At 68.1% G+C, this 20,266-nt stretch carries 18 protein-coding genes and 1 pseudogene; 8 read left to right on the top strand and 11 right to left on the bottom strand.

Annotated elements, in window-relative coordinates; all coding sequences use genetic code 11:
* Positions 1–132: 132 nt before the first annotated feature.
* Positions 133–450, bottom strand: a complete 318-nt coding sequence (locus AB0I54_RS20630; RefSeq protein WP_363297496.1) for a hypothetical protein — start codon at positions 448–450, stop codon at positions 133–135.
* A gap of 208 nt (positions 451–658) precedes the next feature.
* On the opposite strand from AB0I54_RS20630, the gene AB0I54_RS20635 reads away from it, so the two are divergent.
* From AB0I54_RS20635 to AB0I54_RS20645, 3 genes are all read left to right on the top strand, one after another.
* Positions 659–1,324 (top strand): hypothetical protein, encoded by a 666-nt coding sequence (locus tag AB0I54_RS20635; RefSeq protein ID WP_363297497.1) that lies wholly within the window; start codon positions 659–661, stop codon positions 1,322–1,324.
* 355 nt (positions 1,325–1,679) lie between these two features.
* Complete coding sequence (locus AB0I54_RS20640; RefSeq protein WP_363297498.1) at positions 1,680–2,888, top strand: hypothetical protein; 1,209 nt, start codon at positions 1,680–1,682, stop codon at positions 2,886–2,888.
* Between the two features lie 176 nt (positions 2,889–3,064).
* Positions 3,065–3,421: a hypothetical protein gene (locus AB0I54_RS20645; RefSeq protein WP_363297499.1), complete on the top strand. Its 357-nt coding sequence runs from the start codon at positions 3,065–3,067 to the stop codon at positions 3,419–3,421.
* A gap of 27 nt (positions 3,422–3,448) precedes the next feature.
* Here the strand turns inward: AB0I54_RS20645 and AB0I54_RS20650 are convergent, their stop codons facing one another.
* The 4 genes from AB0I54_RS20650 to AB0I54_RS20665 form a co-directional block, all read right to left on the bottom strand.
* The gene (locus tag AB0I54_RS20650) at positions 3,449–4,312 is read right to left on the bottom strand and encodes an SMP-30/gluconolactonase/LRE family protein (protein ID WP_363297501.1); all 864 of its coding nucleotides are present in this window, start codon (positions 4,310–4,312) and stop codon (positions 3,449–3,451) included.
* Between the two features lie 52 nt (positions 4,313–4,364).
* Entirely contained in the window at positions 4,365–7,094 is a 2,730-nt protein-coding gene (locus tag AB0I54_RS20655; RefSeq protein ID WP_363297502.1) for a LuxR C-terminal-related transcriptional regulator, read from the bottom strand.
* Positions 7,091–7,900, bottom strand: coding sequence for an SDR family oxidoreductase (locus AB0I54_RS20660; RefSeq protein ID WP_363297503.1), 810 nt, complete (start codon positions 7,898–7,900; stop codon positions 7,091–7,093). The genes AB0I54_RS20655 and AB0I54_RS20660 overlap by 4 nt, the downstream gene beginning before the upstream one ends.
* Before the next feature lie 222 nt (positions 7,901–8,122).
* Entirely contained in the window at positions 8,123–8,743 is a 621-nt protein-coding gene (locus tag AB0I54_RS20665) for a DUF1349 domain-containing protein (RefSeq protein WP_363297504.1), read from the bottom strand.
* Between the two features lie 321 nt (positions 8,744–9,064).
* Between AB0I54_RS20665 and AB0I54_RS20670 the strand changes: the two are divergent.
* The 4 genes and pseudogenes from AB0I54_RS20670 to AB0I54_RS20685 all read left to right on the top strand — a co-directional run.
* Positions 9,065–9,142 (top strand): annotated as a pseudogene (locus tag AB0I54_RS20670) (HGxxPAAW family protein); the annotation flags it as partial.
* A 246-nt stretch (positions 9,143–9,388) separates the two neighbouring features.
* Positions 9,389–9,925: a nuclear transport factor 2 family protein gene (locus AB0I54_RS20675; protein WP_363297505.1), complete on the top strand. Its 537-nt coding sequence runs from the start codon at positions 9,389–9,391 to the stop codon at positions 9,923–9,925.
* A gap of 632 nt (positions 9,926–10,557) precedes the next feature.
* The gene (locus AB0I54_RS20680) at positions 10,558–10,779 is read left to right on the top strand and encodes an ATP-binding protein (protein WP_363297506.1); all 222 of its coding nucleotides are present in this window, start codon (positions 10,558–10,560) and stop codon (positions 10,777–10,779) included.
* Positions 10,780–10,909: 130 nt separating this feature from the next.
* A complete protein-coding gene (locus tag AB0I54_RS20685) occupies positions 10,910–13,591 on the top strand; it encodes a LuxR C-terminal-related transcriptional regulator (protein WP_363297507.1) in 2,682 nt (893 codons plus the stop codon).
* Between the two features lie 101 nt (positions 13,592–13,692).
* Here the strand turns inward: AB0I54_RS20685 and AB0I54_RS20690 are convergent, their stop codons facing one another.
* The 5 genes from AB0I54_RS20690 to AB0I54_RS20710 form a co-directional block, all read right to left on the bottom strand.
* Positions 13,693–15,126 (bottom strand): DHA2 family efflux MFS transporter permease subunit, encoded by a 1,434-nt coding sequence (locus AB0I54_RS20690; protein WP_363297508.1) that lies wholly within the window; start codon positions 15,124–15,126, stop codon positions 13,693–13,695.
* Positions 15,127–15,704: 578 nt separating this feature from the next.
* The gene (locus AB0I54_RS20695; RefSeq protein ID WP_363297509.1) at positions 15,705–16,328 is read right to left on the bottom strand and encodes a DUF998 domain-containing protein; all 624 of its coding nucleotides are present in this window, start codon (positions 16,326–16,328) and stop codon (positions 15,705–15,707) included.
* Entirely contained in the window at positions 16,325–17,338 is a 1,014-nt protein-coding gene (locus tag AB0I54_RS20700; RefSeq protein WP_363297511.1) for a tetratricopeptide repeat protein, read from the bottom strand. Before AB0I54_RS20700 ends, AB0I54_RS20695 begins: the two co-directional genes overlap by 4 nt.
* Positions 17,335–18,573, bottom strand: a complete 1,239-nt coding sequence (locus AB0I54_RS20705; RefSeq protein ID WP_363297512.1) for an MFS transporter — start codon at positions 18,571–18,573, stop codon at positions 17,335–17,337. The genes AB0I54_RS20700 and AB0I54_RS20705 overlap by 4 nt, the downstream gene beginning before the upstream one ends.
* Positions 18,574–18,673: 100 nt before the next feature.
* Positions 18,674–18,865, bottom strand: coding sequence for a hypothetical protein (locus tag AB0I54_RS20710; RefSeq protein ID WP_363297513.1), 192 nt, complete (start codon positions 18,863–18,865; stop codon positions 18,674–18,676).
* A gap of 308 nt (positions 18,866–19,173) precedes the next feature.
* Between AB0I54_RS20710 and AB0I54_RS20715 the strand changes: the two genes are divergently transcribed.
* Positions 19,174–19,614 (top strand): hypothetical protein, encoded by a 441-nt coding sequence (locus AB0I54_RS20715; RefSeq protein ID WP_363297515.1) that lies wholly within the window; start codon positions 19,174–19,176, stop codon positions 19,612–19,614.
* Positions 19,615–19,992: 378 nt separating this feature from the next.
* Here the strand turns inward: AB0I54_RS20715 and AB0I54_RS20720 are convergent, their stop codons facing one another.
* On the bottom strand, positions 19,993–20,253 hold the full coding sequence (locus AB0I54_RS20720) for a hypothetical protein (RefSeq protein ID WP_363297516.1): 261 nt from the start codon (positions 20,251–20,253) through the stop codon (positions 19,993–19,995).
* Positions 20,254–20,266 lie beyond the last annotated feature (13 nt).

The following is a 20,266-nucleotide window of genomic DNA, read 5'->3' on the forward strand; positions in this document are numbered from 1 at the left end:
TGCAATGCGTGTCCGGCGGCCGGGCCCGTTCGCCGGGCAAGCCAGTCGATGTGCCGGAACGCCTGAAGAACGCCGCAGCAGGTGCGTCCAGCAGCGAAGCGGACGCACCTGCTTCAGCCGGCTCCTGCCGGACTAGTACTCCACGATCCGCACGGACTCGACGCCGAAGGCGCAGGAGTCCGTCCACTTGGTGACCGTTCCGTCGGTCCACCCTCCGGCGCTGGTGGAGTACAGCGGGCTCCAGGCACACTCGGCGCGCACGACCCACCGGCCGGTGCCTGTGCAGGTGCCCCAGCCCTGGTTGCCCCAGATTCCGACCGTGCAGTTCATGTGGTAGACGGGCGTCGTCGCCGCAGAGGCGGACGGCGCCGCCAGGATCCCGAGCCCGGTGGTGGCCAGTGCGAGCGCTCCGACGACGGGTGCCTTCTTCAGCCGTGATCGCAAAGTCATGCGGGGTGTTCCCCTCGGTGTTCGGTGCTGATGTGACGTCAATGACGGGGCAAAACCTAGGAGTTGGCCTTGGTCACCGTCGTGAGCAGTTGTTACTCACCTGCTCGGTGCCCGGCATGCGCGATCAACGAGCAGGAATTACTCATGACCGTCGTGCCGCCACCGGGTGAGGCTGCGTCAAGTGCCAGCCGAACCAAGGAGGATGAGCATGACAAGACGCCAGCACCGGCCAGTCGCCAAGGCCGGAACTCTCATCAGTGCGGCCCTGTTGAGTGTCTCGATGGCGGCTCCCGCCGCCCAGGCGGCAACCGGCTTCGACCCGGACCTGAAGCCCGCCGAGGCGACAGCCGTCAGCTGGAAGAACAAGGCGGGCGGCACCGAGACGGTGCGTGCACTGACCCCCGCAGAGGTCAAGGCACGCGGCCTCGCCAAGTACGTGAACCTCGCCCGCTACGAGATCACGAAACCGCACAAGGGGCCCGACGCCGCTCCCGCTGCCCGGGCGAAGTCCAAGGAAGCACTGGCTGCGGCCGCGGCCGCCTCGGGTTGCTGGTCGCACGACACCAGGAGCGTCGGCACGGACCAGCTCTACGGCACGGGTCACACCGATTGGTGCGGCAACGGAAGCGCCATCACCTACACCTCCTCCAGTTGCTCCGGGTACGACGCTCCCTGGATCCCGTCGTACAAGTACCTGAGCTGCACCGCCAATCCTTCCTACGGTGTCGGATTCAACGTCTACGACGTGCGGTACAACTGGGACCTCTGCCCCCTCTACGTGCCGCTGTGGGACTCGTGCACGACTCACTCCCGGCCGCTCACGCATCTCCGCTTCGGAGCCGGCGGAAGCTACTGGGTGATGTCGCAGAGCTGAGCCGAGTCACCCTGGAACAGGGCGAGGGCCTTCCGGAATTCGATGCGGATACGACATCGCAGGGACGCGGAAGGCCCTTGTCCTCCTGTGGCTCCGCACCGAGGGTTTCCGTGAGTTCCCGGTCAGGCCGGCGTTCCGCCGGGAACCGAGTAGCGGTTGCTCTCCCGGGCGCTCACACCGTGGGCCAGGCTCGATCCGTCCAAGTCGGGTACCACAACGCGCCTGTTCTCGCAGCGCCGGTGCCCTCAATGCCCCGGGCGCGGAACCGCGACGCGGCCTTCAGCGCCGAAGCCGTCCTCCAGCCCGGCGATCTTCAGGGACTTCCATGCTCCCCTTCAGCAAGAGATTTCGACGCGTGGCGGCAATCACCGCCGCCATGACCAGCGGCATGGCGGGTCTGCTCGCGCTTCCCGCAGGGCAGGCGGATGCGCTGGGGTCGTCACCGCAGCCCCCGGTGTCGGTCTTCGCCGTCGTGGCGGGCAACGAACCGGCCGGGGTCTACACCGAGTTGTCGTCACTGGCACAGTTCAGCAGGCCCGCACTCGACATGCCGGCGCACGTGCGTCACGAGGCGCCTGGACGGTACTCGGTCTTCTTCTCCGGACCCGACATCGGCACGGCGCCCACTGCCGGCGTCCATGTGCGGGCCGTCGGCGGCGGCAACTGCATGCCGTTCGACGGTGTCACCCCCAGCCGGCACCCGGGGCTCCAGATCGACATCGTGTGTTTCGACACCGCCGGGCGGCCCGCCGATCACCGATTCACCCTCGCCTACAACGCCCACGGCACAACGCACGGTGCGCTGGTGAGTGCCTCGACCACTTCTGCTCCCGTGTCGGCGGACTGGCATGTAGCCGCACCCCAGGAGGGCGGTGGCACCGCGCGGGTTACGTACAACCACCCAGCCCCAGGGCAGTACACCTTCGACCTGCCCTACCTGTCAGGTGCCGAGCCGGAGTCCTTCGCCGTCACGGCACTCGCTCCCCTCGCCCAGGCTGACACCGGTGCGATCTCGGACGTAGTGTGCGGGACGACGGCACGGACGCTGGCGGCGGGGGATACGGGCCCGGTGCGGCGGGTCTGGATGTCCTGCCGGGACGCAGTCAGCGGTCTTCCCGCTCCCGCAGCCACCCGGGTGAACATCAGCTACGTACGGGGCGTCAACCTGGCCGGTGCCTCCGGCGTCAAGGAGGCCTACTTCACCGCTCCCCGCACAGTGGCCGACATCCCCGTGGTGCTGGATGACGAAGCCGTCCACAACCCCGCTTCGGGTGCTGTCACCCTGCATCGCAACGGCACCGGCCACTACACCGTGGACATCGCCAACCAGCAGTCGGACATTGGTTACGCGAGCCTCGTCGCCACGGCCAACGGCTCGGCAGCACTGTGCACCGCATCGGTGCCGGACCAAAGCTTGCCGGGACACGTGTCGGTCAGCTGCCGCGACAGCGTGGGCTTCACCGACACCGGCTTCCAGCTGCACTTCGTCTCACAGAGGATGTCCTTCCGCCTTCCGCCGCTCCAGAGGGCGTACTGCCCCGCTTGCGGGGTTCTGGAGCCGTAGCAGATGCTCCCGTTCCGCTTGCAGCGCAGTGATTCGCTCCTCGACTTCCTGAGTGCGCTCCTCCAGCCATCGCACATAGTTCTCCAGGGTCTGCTCCGCATACTCGATGCCACGTTCGTCGATCATCCGGCGGATGTCGTCGCGATCGAATAGGGACTGCATTCCAGAAACCTCAATTGAGCTCGACAAGGGGACGTGACGCCGGCGGCGTACAAAAGAGCCTGCACGACGGAGAGTTCGGTCGGCATGAGCAATTACCACTCAGACGAGGGAAAAGCCGCCTCAAAAAATCCATCCTCGGAAGCGGCGGACTGAGCAACCAATACTCTCGATACCCGCAGCACGATTGGCTTTTCTGGCAGCATCCAACCACGTCGACTCGACAGGATTTCATGACCGCCGCCGATCAAATCGTTGCCTGGGCCATCCTCGGATCACTCACGCTGTTCCTTTCGCTGCTGGCCGCGATGATTCTTCTCGGAGTCATTCAAGAAGCAGTCAGAAAGCATCGCGACAGGGGTGAGCGCCCATGACGCCCCCGGTTCTCGTGCCGAGTCAGGTCAGGTCAGGTCCGGAAGAGGGATCGCCGCCACCGGCACGGGGGCCCCGGGCACCGGCGCGGGAAGCTCGAAGACGCAACCGCCGAGCTGCGGAGATTCGCTGTTGTCGGCGGTGCACACCACCAAGCGTTCCAGCCCAGCGTCACGGAAACAGACACTCGCCACGAAGTTCGACGGCACCGGGATCAGTTCGGCAGTGTCCCCATTGGGCAGTACCCGGGCCACGGCGCCGCCCGATCCGAGTGCCACCATCACCGCACCTTCCGCGTCGACCGCCAGCCCGTCAGCCTGCCCGCTCGGGCTTCGCCACCAGGGCGTGAGCTCCTGTCCTTCCCCGGCAGACCACCGGGCGCGCAGAACCGTACCCGTGGCGAAGTCGCTCAGATAGAGCCACTCCCCCGCTACGGCCACGCCGTTGGGCCAGATCACCTCGCCCGGCATGTCGTACGCGGCCCCCTCGGCGTCGACCACGCGCAAGCCCCCAGGAACTGCCGGCTCCCCGCGGAAGGGTCGGTAACGGAGCATCCCGGCCAGCAGTTGCCCCTCAGGTCCCACCCCAAGATCATTGAAGCCCGTGACATGACGGGCCCCAAGGACTTCCACACCGCGCTCCGTGCCGGCCGGTGGGTCCAATTCCACGGCGACAACGGTCCGACCCGAAGCCAGCAGGGCACCCGAGGCGTGAACCACCAGCCCACCGATGCCTTTGCGGCCCGCAAGCAGCTGCCTCTCGCCGCCGCCCGCGTGCAGCACACGGACCCCTCCGGCCAACGCGTCCGCCACGCACAGGGCTCCCGAACCGTGCACGACCGGGCCCTCGGCCAGCGCGAAACCCGATGCCAGCAGAATGAGTTCACTCGTCATCGGTGTGTGCCTTCCTTGATGGGCTCAGCGCCCTCGTACGGAGGAAACGGGACTACAGCCTGAACCGCGGTGCCGAGGGCAGCGCCTGAGCCAGTTCACGCCGACTCGTGACTCCGAGCTTGGTGTACGCATGCCCCAGATGGTTGTCGACGGTACGAATGGACAGGACCAGCTTCTCGGCGATCTCCTGACTGGTCGCCCCCGCAGCGGCCAGCCATGCGATCTCGGTTTCCCGCTGGGTGAGGGGCACCGTTGCATCCGCCACGGCGAGTGCGGGCGTGCGCGCGCCCTCACAGCGATCCGTCAGAGCCCTCGACCGCAAGGCGGCCGCAGTGGCGTTCCGTGACTGTCCTGACATTCGGAATGCGGCAGCCGCCGCCCCTGCCGCCTCCGCGGCGAGGAGATCACAGCCCATGTCCTCGAGTTCCTCAGAAATGCTCAGCAGGTCTTCGGCGTCCTTCCGGGCCAGGGCGGCGGCCAGGTCCGCCTGGGCTCGGGCCAGCCGGCCATCGGACTGCACTGCGATCGCAGCGAGCCGGTCCACGACGTCCGCTGCTCCGCCAAGGCGTGCCACGTCCAGCAACAGCAGGCCCTCCGACGAGATGTTCCCGCTGCTCCTGAGACTCTTCGCGCCATCGAGCAGGATGGTGCGGGCACTGGCCAGCTGCCCGTTGGCCGCCTGCGACCAGGCCTCCGCGAGGGCTCTGCCCGGGGAGGCGATCGCGTTGACGTACTCGCGTTCGGTCATCGACGCATCGGCCTCGTCGAGGTCGGACAGTGCCGCGCCGGCCGCGTGCGCATCACCCAGGAGAGCGATGCACGCGACCATGCCGCCCAGCGCCTCGCGCATGGGCCGGGTACGGTGGTGCGAGCGGGCGAGGGCGGTGCATTCGGCGTACCAGCGGCGCGCAGAGGCGGCGCGCCCCGCCAGCCATTCGGTACGGGCCAGGAAGAAGGCGACCCACATCCGGGCCATTCCTGCCTGGGAGCTGACAAGTTCACCGAACAGCCGCTCCCCCAGAGCCCGGGCCTCTGGAATACGCCCGTCCTCGGCAAGGGCGAGGATCACGGGCGCCAGCTGTATCGCCGGATGGGGCGCCGCCAGCGCCCGTCGGCCGGCGCGCTGATGCGCCGCGTAGGCGTGTTCCGCCCAGGACCGGGCCTGTGCGACATGGCCAGTCATCTGGAGGGCCCTGGTCTTCACGGCCGCTGCGATGAGCCACACGTTGAGGTCACATGCCGAGCCGACATCATGTTCCAGCAAGTCAAGCAGCCTGAGTCCTTCGGCAGGTCGCCCGCATGCGGCATGTATGCAGCCCTCGTTGATGGCGAGGATCCTGCGCGCCTTCGAGGACGTCAGCTGCGCTCGGCTGGCGGTGGTCACGGCCAGCGCGAGTGACGCATGGGCCATGCCCCACAGGGCGTTGACCGAGAAGGCCACCACCACCGCCAGTCTGTCCTCTTCCGTCCTCGCCAGAGCGTTCGCCTGGTCCAGCACCGGCTCCGCCTGATCCGGCTTGCCCAGCTCGAACAGCGCGTCGGCGAGCAGCAGCCGGTTCCGCACCCTGTGTTCGGACGGAGGAAGCGCCCGCAGCAGGCGTACCACCTGCGGGTAGTCATGACTGTGACGCGCGAGCGTTGCGGCGCGTTCCAGCTGTTGCGGATCGGCAGTGCCGGTGGCGGACAGCCGCCATGAAGCGATGTGCAACAGGTCGTCCTGCCGGCGTGCGCCTCGTGCTTCTGCTCGCTCGGCCTGGGCCAGCAGGATCGTCCGGCGGCGCAGCTCCGGGATGGCGTCCCGTACGACTTCGCCGTACAGCGGGTGCGTCAGGAGCGCCACATGGCGCCGGCCCTCCTTGACCACTCTCATGTACCCGAGCCGTTCCAGTGTGATGAGCTCCTCCAACCCGGCGACGGCCTGCACGTCGGCCAGGGCGACGGGTGCGCACAACGCGAGCAGTTCGAGCGCTGCGGTGCCGGCCGCCGAGGCCCCGGCCAGCCGAGCCTCGATCAGTTCCTTCAGCCGCGGCGTCCCCACCTGCCAACCGGCCGCCAGTTGCCAGACCTCACCGTCACTCGTCAGGGACCGGTTCCGCAGCGCGCCCAGGACCAGCTCCCGCAGGTAGAGGGCGTTTCCCGCGCTGGCTGTGTACAGCTCGTGCACGCCATGAACGCTGACCGGTCCACCCAGCACTGTACGGAGGACCTCCGCCACCTGGTCTTCGGTGAACGCCTCGATGTCCACCCGGTGGATGGTGTCGCCGCTGCCGAAAGCCGACGCCAACTCGAAGGGCTCGCCGGTCCGGACGGTGCCGATGAGCAGCACAGTGCCGGAGTCCATCAATTGCCGCACCAGCATCACCGACGTCGCGTCGAGCAGATGGAGGTCGTCGACCAGCATCACCAGCCGGCCCTGGTCCCCCGGCCGGAGCGCGGCGTCCACCGCGGCGAAGCCGGAGACAGGGTCCGAAAGGTCGATGCCGGCGGGGATCAGGTGTGCCATGGCGCCCAGCGGCACGCCGGCCGCCGCCGCGGTGGCGACCACCCAGGCGGTGCGGAATCCGTCGCGCTCCGCGCGAAGGAGGCATTCCTCAGCCAGCCGGGACTTCCCCACGCCCGCGGCCCCGTGGATGAGCAACGCCTGGATACGGCGGTGGCGCAGCGCCCGGGTGAAGATGTCGAGCGTCTGTTCACGTCCGACGAGGGGCCAGGTTCCCTCACAGCCGGCCGAATCGGACGGGAGCGTGGTCTCGCTGCTCGCGGGGCGTCCGGATTCGTTCACCGAGCCGCCTTCCGCGCGGCCTCGGGCACCCTCACGGACGGGCGCTCCCTGAGGAACTCCTCGAAGGAGCGACTGCCGGGCTGGGGAGCGGGGGCCAGATGCAGGCCCTGCCGGTAGGCCCTGGGCACGCTGCCCGGCAGGACGAGCGGCAGGATCGGCCGCCGCCGCCCGGTGACCCGCAGATAGATGCGCGCCATGTCGGCCATCGTCAGGGTGTGCGGCCCCGGCAGATCGGCGACACGTCCGCAGGGACCGCCAGTGCTGAGTTCCACTGCCCGGGCGGCCACATGCGTGGCGTCGACGCTCTGGAAGCCCGTGCGAGCCAGCACGGGCATGACCGGGAGGCGGGCTGCCTGGTGGAGGGCGTAGTGCAGCATGTCGTGGAACTGGGCGGCACGCAGGATCGTGTACGGCAGCCCGGAGGTTTCGACGAGGCGCTCGGTGTCGTACTTGGCCCGGTAGTAGCCCAGCGGGTGGCGGTCGACACCGATGATGGACACGAACAGCACATGGGGCCCGCCGGCCTCACCCGCGGCCCTGAGCAGGTGCCGCGCGGCCGCGACGTCACCGTTGCGTGTACGGCCGTCCGTCGCACAGTGCACGACGGTTTCCACGCCCTCCAGAGCTCGCTCGAGCCCCTGCCCCGACGACAGGTCGCCCTGGCACCATTCGACATCGGGTACGTCGTCGGTGGCCGGGTGGCGCCGGGACAGGGCGCGTACCCGCCCGCCCCGTTCCATCAGTTGTGCCACGACATGACCGCCCAGGTTCCCCGTGGCGCCCGTGACCAAAGTGATCTTTTCCATGGTGGCTGTCTTCTCTCTCCTCCGCCCGCAGCGGGGCGCGTTCACCATCAGTCGAAGAGCACGGCACAGCCGGCTGACGCGGGGCGCCGCGCCTGAGATCACCCTGTGCGTGGCACCGCTTCGGGAGCGTGAGCGCCGAAGCGAGGTATGCGGCTGGGCCCGCGACTCGGACGGGGGCTCGCTCTCCAGGAACTTCCCGACCGATTCCGCGACGGAGACAGATCAAGGAGTGACATGGAGGCCGGAGTCGGCCGGGCCGACAGAGAAGCCGCCGAAGCGGACGAGCAGCCCGCTGCGTCCCGGTGAACAGCAATAGGGTCCAGCCATCGACGCCATCCGCGCGGGCCAAGGGGCCACACGCAGCAGGCGCCACGGACCACCGTCGCACCTGGCCCGGATCACCAGGGCGCCCCCGAATCGACTGGCCCGAACCGTGACCGGCCTGCCCGACCAGTCCGGGACCGGAGCCAATGACCAATCCGAGAGCCTTCGGGTCACCACCGCTCCCACGTGGGGCGCGCCGTCGGTCAGCTCCACGCCGGCTTTCACCCACAGGGCATCATGCGCCCTGACCATGAGGCCCGCCTGGTCGTACCGGGTCAGGAACTCAGCAGTGAACGTCACTTCCACGGCCGTCGCGTCCGGCAGATCCGCCAGCAGAGCGTGACCGTCGTCGTGGACGAACCCGTATGCCGTGTGCCGCCAGAAATCGCTTCCTCCAGCGGTGGCCACCACAAGGTCCTGGCCCTCTTCCCAGTAGTCCGGGGGAGCGTTCAGCCAGGTCCCCTCGCTCCACGCGACCTCTCTCAAGCCACTCGTCAGGGATGGACCATGCGCGACCATGTGCTTCAGCCTCCGGCCTCGGAACTCAGCAGGCCATGTCGGCCTTGCGTATCCGGACCAGGGCTGGAGCGCATGACCCGAACGTTCTTACTCTCAGGGCCCTGGCACCTCCGGGACATGAGTAATGGTTACTCAGACGACTCCGCGCCTGAGCCGGCCCTCACCCGCGAACGCCGTTGCGAGATCACCCACGGATGCCGTTCCCGCGCCCGGTTCCGCGCAATGACATGAGTAGCACCTGCTCAAGCCCTGGCCCAACCGGTGAACCAATATCTGTCGGCGTATGGGCGGCGGGCTCATCGGCAAGGCTTGGGAGAATTGATGAACGCACATGGTGATGTGGACATGGGTCACACGGTGGCCGGCTGGACCGGAACGTGCATCGCAGTGGTGGGGTTCTGCGCCGCCGGCCTTGGCATGGTCCTCGTCTCCGGCTGGCGGTAGAGCCCTGGGGCGGCCGCCGTGGGGTCGGCGGATCCAGACCTCGGCCGTGACCGCAAGGGCGCCAGCCGGGCGAGGTGGGCGCGGCTCGCGTCGGGCGATCCGCTCAACATGGTTGGTCCCGCTCGGCGTGGTTCAGCCAGGCGCGCGTCGGCGCGGTAAAAGATCGGTGCGGCCAGCTGTCTGACTTCGAGGAGGTTGCTCATGACCACCGCCCAGGACATGGAGCGCATCTGGGAGCTCCATACCAGCAACGAATTCGTCACGCTCGATGTCGATGCGACCATGGCCACGATGACGGACTCACCTGAGGTGCTCCATGTGCCCACAGCCATGGGCGCCCGCGGCAGGCCGGCCGTCCGGGACTTCTACGCCCGCTGGTTCGTAGGACACAATCCGCAGGACTTCACGATCACATCGCTGAGCCGCACCACGGGACGCGACCGCATCGTCGATGAAATGCTGATCTCGTTCACCCATGACAGCCAGGTGCCCTGGATCCTTCCGGGGGTGGCCCCGACCGGGCGCCCCGTCAGCATCGCCGTGATCGCCATCGTGGCTTTCGAGGGCTCCTTGATCTCGAGCGAGCACATCTACTGGGACCAGGCATCGGTCCTCAGCCAAACGCAACTCATCGAGCCCGCGGCGCTGTCACGGCTGCCCGTCGTGACGGACCAGCGTGCGACCCTGACAGACGGCCCCCTCAATCAGCTGGTAGACAGGGGCAACCGCTTGCCGTGAGGTCTGGCCGGAGCGGCGCCATGGCCGCAGCCGTGTAGAAAGCCTTCAGCGCCGACATGTCAGCCGCGTGGTGCTGCTTGGAGGTACGTCGTAGGGTCCTGCGGATCAGGTGGACCTTGCTCGTCAGCCCGCCGCACGAACGCCCGAGCCGGGCGGCCTCAGGCGGACCCGGCGCCTGCGCCGGATCCGCCGCCGCTCTCGTCTACGCGGGTCGGACTCGTCCGCCTCGTCCTCGGCCTGCGCCATTCGTCCCTTCCGGCGGCCCCCAACTCCCAATCGTTATAAGTGAGTTCCTCATGTGCCACGCTGGACATCTACCAGTTGGCAAACGGCCGCCGGAAGAGGCGTCCCGCATCTTGATCACGACTAGGGACACGCCCTAGTAAGACTCCTTCAGGCCTGCCTCGATCCTGGTGCCAAACGCGCAGCGCACATGGGAGCCACCACTCCTGCGACAATCGCGGCAGCGGTCGTAACAATCGATCGCCATTACGACTTAATATGCCCGATTAATTCAGATATCTCCGATTGCGGCGAAATTTCGGGTTGGGTGCTACTTACTCAATCGCCGGATCACGGCATGACTGTGTCCTGAGGTTATCGGAATCCACTCCTGCGAAGCAGTGATCCCCATGGCTCTCACAGCCGCCGAGGCCATCACGCCGATCGCCCCGACCACCGCCTCAGAGGGCGGAGGGCTTTCGACGCTCCCGGCCCTACTGATCGTCTCGGAGCTGGTCACCAACGCCGTGGTGCACGCTCAGCCTCCCGTCCGGCTGTCTCTGCTCCTCCGCGTGGACCACACATTGCTGATCGAGGTCACCGACGGCGGCCCTGGCGCCGTCGAGGAATGACAAGAGCCGCCCTGACACCGACCGCCGACAAGACTCCCCCCTTCTCGATCGCAGCCGAGGTCTCAGACGTACGGACCCTGCGACGCCGCGGGTAACATGAGTAATCTGTCACGCCTTGAGGGAGTACGGCATGCAGGGCTGGATAGACAGGTGGCCACTCGTCGGGCGGAAACCACACCTCGACTCCTTCACGCAGGATCTTTCCGCCAACCACATTCACTCATGGATGATCTGCGGGCCCGCCGGGGTGGGGAAGACCCGCCTGGCGGAAGAGTTCCTGGACCTGGCCGCCGCCAGAAAACGGCGCACCGCCAAAGCAGTGGCCAGCCGGGCCGCCGCCCAGGTACCCCTCGGAGCGATCGCCCACATCCTCCCCCCAGGCGTCGACCTCACCGATCCCGTCAGTGGTTTCCGCACCGTCGCCCAGGCCCTGGCGGGACGCTCCAAGCCCACTGTCATACTCGTCGACGACTTGCACCTGCTCGACAATTCATCGGCCGTCCTGCTCGGCCAACTCCTCGATTCCCAGGTCATTGCCCTGATCGGCACCGCCCGCGACGGTGAACAGACAAGTGACGCCATCCATGCGCTGCTGCGGCGCGGCGACCACATCCATCGCATCGACCTCGGCCACATGGCTCGCGTCCAGGTCGAAGAACTCCTTCATCGCGTCCTCCGAGGCCCCGTCAGCCGACGTACCCTCCACGCGCTTTCCACCGCCAGCGGCGGAAACGTCCTGTTCCTGAGAGAACTCGTACTCGGAGCGATGGAAGCGGGGGCCCTCACCCACGACGGCGGAGTCTGGGACATCTCAGAGAAACGCCTCCCTGTCACCCCGCACCTCAGGGACCTGATCGCCTCCAGGATCTTTCTCTCACCGCCGGCGGCACGGCCCCTGCTCGAATCCCTCGCCTTCTGCGGCGCCCTCTCCCTCGCCGACGCCACAACCCTCACCGACCGCACCGTCCTGGACCACCTCGAGCAGTCGGGCATCATCCAGGTCTCCGCACACCGACGCAGGATTGTCCTCACCCTGGCCCACCCCCTCTACGAAGAGGTCATCGCTGCCGGCACCTCCGCCCTCCAGCGCTACGACCTCGGCCTGCGACAGGCTGAGCGGCTCGAGTCCCACGGCCTCAAACGCCGCGACGACGCCCTTCACGTCGCTTCCTGGCGACTTGCTGCCACTGGCACCGCCGATCCCGCCCTCCTCCGACAGGCCGCCACGGTCGCGATGAACTCCAACGACAACGAGCAAGTCATCGAGTTGCTCACCGCGCTCAAACCCGACCAGCACACGCTGGAAAGCCGTGTCCTCCTCGGCCGGGCCTTCATGCACACCGGCCAACTCGAACGCGCCGATGCGATCCTCGCCGAAGCCGATACCCACGCCCGTAACGACCACGAGCGCATCACGGTGGCAACAACCCGCTGTACCAACCTCTTCTGGTCGGACCCCAAGCTGGACAGGGCACTCACTGTCTGCGCCACAGCCCGATCCGCCCTCTCCGATCAAGCCTGCGCCCGGCAGTCCCGCCTCATGGAGGGGGGCATGCTCACTCTGGGAGGCGCACCGGCCCGGGGGCTCCGAATGCTCGACGATCTGCCCGACGCTCCGCCTCAGGAGGGTCTGGACGCTTGGTTGATCACGCTGAACGCGAAGGCCTTGGGCCTGGCCTTCGTAGGCAGCGTCGAAGAGGCCGAGCAGCTGGCCGATCATGCAAGGTCCGTCCACGAAGCGATCGGGGAAGGCAAGCTACTACCTCATCCAGCCCTGCAACTCGCGCCCCTCGCCTTGTCGCTCATGGAAAAGGGGATGATCGACCAGGCTCGCGACGTCTCCCTCCGAGCCTCGGACGCCCTACAGGCCGCGCACTCTCCTGTAGCCCGCCAGTACCTGGCTTTTTACAGCGCACGTGCGGAGTGGCTGGCTGGTCGCCCCGTCAGCGCCCGGCGATGGTACGCGGAGGCCGCCGCCATAGCGCGCACACATCGGTTGACCAGGGTTGTCCGCTCCTACCTGTCGGGCTTGATGGCCTGCGCCGCGCTCGTCGGCGACATGAACATGGCCGCCTCACTCATCCCGGACTTCGAAGCGAGCGCGCCGAGTGGCTTCTTGGCCGGAGAAGAGGCGCTCGGCCTGGCCTGGCTGCATGCCGCTCGCGGCGAACTCGGCCGTGCCCGAGACCTGTTGTACACCGCCGCCGACGACGCCAGGCGCACCGGCCACCTCATCTCCGAAGTGCTTCTGCTCACCGACATCGCACGCCTCGGCGATTCGAAGAGCGTCCGCGAGCGACTTGCCGAACTGTCCGCTCATTGCGACGGCGCACTCACTCACGCACGCGCACGCTTTGTGGCCGCTCTGGCGGACAGCGATCCGCAGCGTCTGATGAACTGCTCGGAAGAACTCGAGCACATGAGCACACCTGTCCTCGCCGCCGAATCAGCAGCCGCGGCCGCCGGCGCTTGGCAACGCCAGGGAGACTCCCGCAAAGTGACGGCTGCCACGACTCGCGCCGCCAGTCTCGCCAGCCAATGCGAAGGTGCCCGCACCCCCTTGCTGGCCACCATCGCCAGCACTTCCGAACCCCTCACCAAACGCGAACAGGAAATCGCTCTGCTGGCCGCCGCCGGGAACACCAGCAAAACCATCTCCCAGCACCTCACGCTCTCCGTCCGCACAGTGGAGAACCACCTGCAGCGCATCTACCTCAAACTCGGTATCCGCAACCGCACCGATCTCACCCATGCCCTGAACTACGAAACCACACCCAAGCACCCACCTCAGAGCAGTCCCCCGCGCGGTTGATCGGTTTGCTCTGGCAGGAAATAGAAGATGCTTCATTTCACATCTCACACCTGTTCAGGTTGTCCGAACGCACCTCACGAGCGAGGTTGAAAAGCCTTCCGTCAGATCGGCGTCACCGTGTCCTCGGCCGGGCTGGCCGCAGCACCGACCGTGACCCCGCCACCGCCTGAAGGCAGCAGGACCGCCGTCACCGACGCCAGGGCGAACGCGGCGGCGCCAATCCACAGCGCGGGCCGGAGCCCGTCGACGAATTGCCCGGCGGACTGGTATCCGCCACAGGCCGAGAACACGGCGCCGGACACCGACACTCCGAGCACGCCTCCGATGTTGCGCAGCGATGTGCTGGCGCCCGAGGCGATGCCCTGCTGTTCGGCGCTCACACTGCTCATGACCACGTTGGCAACAGGCGCCAGGAACAGGGACATACCGAGCCCACACAGGACGAATGGCGGCACTTGGGCGGCGTAGGAGAGACGGGGGGCTGTCATGGCCGCGTACCAGGCCATTCCCAGCGCCTGGAGGGCCAGCCCGGAGACGAGGATGCCACGGCTGCCCACGCGGTCGGAGAGCGTGCCCGCGAGCGGTGCGACGGCGATGGGCAGAGCCGTCCACGGCAGCATTCGCACGCCTGCTTCCACCGGTGAATAGCCTTGCACACCCTGGAGAAACTGAGTGAGAAGGAAGACGGCGCCGAACAGACCGAAGAAGTTCAGCAGGCCGATGGCGTTGACCACGCTGAAGGCGCGACCGCGGAAGAGCCGCATGGGCAGCATCGGGTACTGAGTGCGCAGCTCCCAACGTACAAAGGCAGTGAGCAGAACCGTCCCGCCGGCAAATCCAGCAAGGACGCCCGCACTGGTCCAGCCCGCGCCCTCCCCTCGCACGAGGGAGAGCACGAGGCCGAAGACGCCGGAGGTGGCGAGCAGGGTGCCCGGCACGTCGAGCCGTCGCGCGCTGCCGTGGCTTTCTGCCAGCCGCAGGCGGGACAGAGGCAGCAGGACAAGGCCGACGGGGACGTTCAGCCAGAAGATCCATTGCCAAGAGAGCTGGTCGATGACCTCCCCGCCGATGACGGGCCCCAGGGCGATGGCGCTGCCGTTGATGCCGCCCCAGATCCCGAAGGCCATGCCCCTGCGTGCGGGCGGCACAGCGACCGTGAGCAGGGTCAGTGTCAGCGGAAGCAGCACCGCTGCGCCCATGCCTTGTGCCGCACGCGCCGCGATGAGAGCCGGAAGGCCGTGGGCGAGGGCTGCGGCAGCGGATGCCGCGGTGAATACGGCCAGCCCGATGATGAACAGCCTGCGTCTGCCGAACAGTTCACCCAGCGTCGAGCCCGTCATCAGCAGCGCGGCGAAGGACAGTGTGTAGGCGTTGACGGTCCAGGTCAGGTCCTCGATACCCCCGCCCAGGTCGTTGCGGATGGACGGCAGGGCGGTCGTGACGACGAGATTGTCCAGGCCGATCATGAAACCGGCCGCGCTGGTAATGGTCAGGGTCCATGCAGCCAGAGAGCGGCTGGATCCGTTGAGGGTCACTTCAGTTCTTCCTTTACTGCTTGAGCGCGGCCGCCGGCCGTGCCAGTCCCGCGGTGGGGGCGCGCCGGGGACGTAGGCGACGTTCCTGCGAAGAGCGTGCGGGAGGGACGCTTCGGTGTCCCATCCGTCCGGGAGGCGGGCCCGGAGGAACATGCCGCCGTCTGGCACGCTCCATGTGCTGCCATGAGGCAGGGTGTCCGGCAGGCGGTCCAGCATGGTTGTCAAACGTGTGTGGTACGCGTCGCGCAGTCGCGCGCTGTGCCCTGTGGGCTTTGGAAGTTCGGTACGACGTACAGCACTTTCGGGCGTTCGCGTCGCAGCGTCTCCAGCAGCATCTCCGGGTTGAGCCCTCCGCCGTGAGGGGGGAGGGGGACCACCCGGGCTCCCGCGAGCCGGAAGCACTGCAGGGCAACACGCGCGGTGCGGAGTTTGCCAGGAGACAACCTCGGGGCGGTCCGTGAGAGCCAGGATGTCTCGCAGCGGCGAGGCGGGCGGCTAACGGCGCCGGTAGCACGGTCTCGGGTTCCAGCTCAATGGCTTCGGTATACGTGCGGTTCGGAGGTGAATCGTGCATCAGGTCAGCCCCCGCCCAGCGCCTTGGTGCGCAGGAATCGCGAGATGACGGCGATCCACACCATTCCGGCGAGAATCAGCAGGCGTTCGGTGAGTCCTGGCAGCCAACGTGCCAGCATGAGCGCCAGGTTCACGGCCATGACAGCGGAACAGATGAGGCTGAGACCGGCGATGTTCGTTGACGCCGGGTGGTTCGCGACGGGAGTGCGGTAGTGCACGGCGACCGCGGCCGCGGCCACGATGAGCGAGGTCATGCCGAGCAGCGCGGCGGCCAGGTGGATCCAGCCATGCACGGTCGAGGGCCGGTCGGGATCCGTCGGGAAGAGCGGAAGTGCGAAGGTAGCCATCGCCATGACGGTGAGCGCGATGGTCGCCGTCTTGACTGCCCGCTTCGGCTGCAGGGCCCGGCGCAGGCACACGGCAAGCGCGAGGGCGGAGACCGCGATTGCCAGGAAGCACGTGTCCGCCAGCAGCCCGAACCTGCCTAGCGCGTACTCGCTGACCATGTCGGTGGCCGGGCTGAGCCGAGTGGGCAGCAGGTGCAGGAGCACCACGATGAGGGCGGCCGGCCAGATGGCCGCCTCCGCGAGTATCGCGCTGCGAAACGCCGTCCGGGCTGGGATTGTCATCGAGGTGTCTCTTCCTTGCTGAGGATGGCAGCGGGCTCACGAGAGTCGGCGGCAAGCCGGCCGAGCGCCGCTCGTGCCGAGGTCAGGGTGGGGTGCATGGTGTGAACCCTGGATTGCAGGAGTCGGATTGCGCGCCGGTACAGCGCCCCTGCGCGTGCCGTCTCGCCCTGCGACTCGCTCAGGGCCGCCATGTTGACAAGCGTCGGTGCCAAGTCGGGGTGGTCGGTGCCCAGCAGGCGCTCCTTGAGGCGCAGAGCGTCGGCATAGCGCCGGCCCGCCGGACCGAATTCGCCGCCCCGATGTTGAAGGGCAGCGAGGTTGTGCAAGGTCACAGCCACCTCGTAGTGGTCGGGGCCGTGGACGTCATGAAACGCGGCGAGTGCCTGCCACAGGCAGCGCTCGGCCTCCTCCGAGCGCCCGCAGCCGTCCAGCAGGGCAGCCCACGCGGCCAGGTCAAGGGCCGTGAGGACATGGCCTGGCCCGTGCAGCCGGGTGCGGATCCGTACGGCGCGGGCGGCCCACGGTTCCCCGGCCTGTGCGTCACCGCGCGCATGGGCCAGCCCTCCGAGGTTGTGGCACACCATGGCAACGGTGTCGTGCTCCGGCCCGAAGACACCTTCGTAGATCTCCAGTGCCCGGAAGTATTGGTGTTCGGCGGCGTCGAAGTCTCCGACGTACTTGCCCAGGACACCCCGCTGGTTGCACAGCCAGGCCACGAGGGGTGACGAGGGACCGGTGGCGGTCTCCGCCGCGGCCAGGGTCACCGCGAGTAGCAGCCCGGCGTGCCGGTACTTGCCCTGCGTCCGCCATACGGCGGCCAGCGTGCCGCGTGCTTGGAGGTGTTCCTCGGTGAGGGGTGCGGTGGTCGTGGGCCGGCGAGGAAGGGAGGAGGGAGTGTTCAGCGCGGTCCGCAGCAGGTGCTCCGCCTTGTCGGCGAGACCTGCGTCCAGCGCGCGCTCGGCTTGCGCGATGGCCGTGCGCACGGGGCTCAGGGACTCGTGCTCGATCATCTGCGACTCTCCCCCGGTCGGATATGGCCAAGGCTCAGCGCGGTCATCGCGGTCAGGCCCAGGACGGCGGCTGCGGCGGCGAAGAACGGGCGTATGGAGTGGGTCCCGAGAAGCGTTCCTGTGGCCAGTGCCCCGATGGCGAAACCGCTGGTCCAGGCGAGGGTGTGGGCGCCGTTGTAGCGTCCGACGAGGCCTGGTGGCGCCAGGTCGTTGATGAGCGCGGCGATGACCGGCATGTAAGCGACCTCCCCGAGGGCGAACATCACGGCCGCCGTGAGAAGGGTCCCGACCTCGGGAGCAGGGTTCATGGCGACGACTACCCAGGCTCCGGCCATGCAGGCGGCTCCGCCTGCGAGAACGACCGGCCGGGGGAAGCGCGCCAGGGCGCGCTGTGCGGGCACCTGTGTGACAGCGACGACGATCATGTTCGTGGCGAAAAGCCAGCCGAGCGCATCGACGTGGCGGGTCAGCACCGTCACGGCGGGCAGGCCGATCTGAAGCTGAGCAAACCCGGCGGCCACGACGAGCAGCACGAAGACGAAGGCCCTGCGCATGGCGGGATCGCGGGCGACGGCGGCGTAGTTCTCGCTCGGCATTCCGCAGCCGTGCAGCGCACTGCGACTCCGTGCTCTGCGAACACTGGGTGTACGGGCCTCAGGCGTGCGCAGGAGGTCCCCGCAGGGTCGGCACGCCCGGAGCACCAGCGCTGCCAGTACCACGAACGAGGCGGCGTCAACGGCGTACACCCAGCGCAGCCCGTTCGAGACGCCGAGCGCGCCAAGCGCGGCGGAGGCGCCGACGACGCCGAGCATGGCCCCGAAAGTGACGACGGTGTTGCGCCAGGAGAATGCCCTCTCGCGAGCATGATGTGGCACCGACCGGGCCAGCAGCGCGTCCAGCGCCGGTACGAGCGCCGCCTCCGCGCCCGTACCGACGATTGCGCCGATGATTCCCGGCCAGACGGCGTTCCCGTGCTCACCTGCCATCACAGCCGTCGCCATCACAGCCGTCGCTGTCGCAGCCGTCGCGGCGAGCGCGACGACGGTACGAGGCGGCCCGTATCGGTCGCTCAGGCTGCCGCCGACCACGGATCCCGCGACGGCGGCCAGCGAGCGGGCGACCAACACCGCCCCCACCTGGCCGCCGGGCAGGCCGCAGACGTCGTGGAGGTAGACGACCAGATACGGGAAGGTCGTACCGGAACCGACGCTGGAGAGGAATTCACCGAAGAGCACCACCGCGGCGATAGGTGGAATTCCGCATTGCTTCACACAACGCCGGAAACGGGCGTTCCCGTTCGCCTGGATCCGGAGGATATCCATATGTGGTGCGCGTTTACTCGCCGTGCACGCTGATGTGGTTGTGGTTCAGCACGCCGATCTGGTTGTGGTTGCAGCCGATCGGCCCCGCTCCGGACGTGGCGACCGCCTCGATGTCGCGCGGCGTCGGCTCGACGGAGCCGGCGGGCGGCACCTCAGTGGAATTCTCGACGACGATTTCATTGTGGTTGTGCGACCCGGACTTCATGGAAGGCTCCTTTCCTCGGTGACCGCTGATGTGCGGACACTGCGACGCTAGGGCGCCGCCCCGACCACCCGATTGAGCAGGCGTTGCTCAGCCTGCGCGGGCCGTGCGCCCGGCAGTGCGGGAGAGGAGTTGAGTACCGGCTGCCCAGGCGCGCATGACACGGCGATGACGTGATGAGGCGTCTTCACCAGCTGTGCTGGAGGCGCAAACACCGTTGGAGCCGTTCCGACGGTGGGCCGAGGCAGCCAAGTCCGGCGGCGCGCGCGTGGATGTAAACCAAACACCCCGGTCGGCAGGTCCAGTCCGACATGCCGGGGGTCGCCTGGGCGCCATCGGACGTGCCGGTCGAGTTGGGCCGCCATTCCCGCCGTTTCGCGGTCCCCGAGGCGATGGCCGAGCGTCACATCCGGGAGGCTGTCGCCCGGTTCGCCGCATCGGCACAGCGCGCCCAGAGCGCGGGGTTCGACGGCGTTCAGATTCACACCGCACACGGCTATCTGCTGTCCCAGTTCCTGTCCCCGCCGGCCAATGTGCGCCAGGACGCGTGGGGCGGCACCCTGCAGAACCGGGCACGGCTCCTGATCAAGGTGGTGGCCGCGGTCCGCGACGCCGTCTCACCAGAGTTCGCCGTGGCCGTCAGGCTCAACTCGGCCGACTTCCAACGCGGCGGTTTCGATCCGGACGACGCCCGTACTTCCTCACCCTCGCGGAGGCACTGGTACACAGCGCCCACATGCCCCTCATGCTGACCGGCGGCATCCGACGCTCGGCGGTGGTTGAGGAAGTCCTGAAGTCCGGAGTGAACGTCGTGGGTTTGGCCACCGCGCCGGCACTGGCACCGGACGCGCCCCGCATGTGGCAGGCGGGCGAACATCCCCGGCTGACGCTGCCCGCGCCCTGCGGCGGTATCGGGCGTGGCTGGCCGCTACGCACGACCGGGCGCGCCCCCAAGGCCCGATCCGCACGCGGACGATCACGGGTGACTCCAGGTCTCCGATCACTACGGAGATCCGCATGCAAGAACCGGCGCGCACGGACCTGCGCACACGCAGCCCATCCGTCGCCTCCGCGAGCCTGGCGGGTCGCGTTCGTCCGCCAGTTGCGCATCCAGGGCGGTGAAGGCGTGCTCACGTGCCGGCCGCTGCCGCCCGGCGCCACTCCCGCCGCGCCCCCGCGGCCAGCCCGGCCGAGCCGGCCACGAGGACCAGCACCAGCACCCCGACCACCAACCATTCCGCCTCCCCGGTACCCGAATCCGGGCGCAGGCCGGTCAGTTGCTCGATCCAGTCCGGGACCAGCAAGGTCAGGAGGGCCAGCACCGCGGTCAGCGCGGACAGGCCGGCCTGCACCCAGAAACGGGGCCGCAGCCCCCGGGGCGGATTCATCATCGGTCTCCTTCCG

The sequence above is a fragment of the Streptomyces sp. NPDC050625 genome (genome assembly GCF_040654755.1).
In the GTDB taxonomy this organism is placed as follows: Bacteria; Actinomycetota; Actinomycetes; order Streptomycetales; family Streptomycetaceae; genus Streptomyces.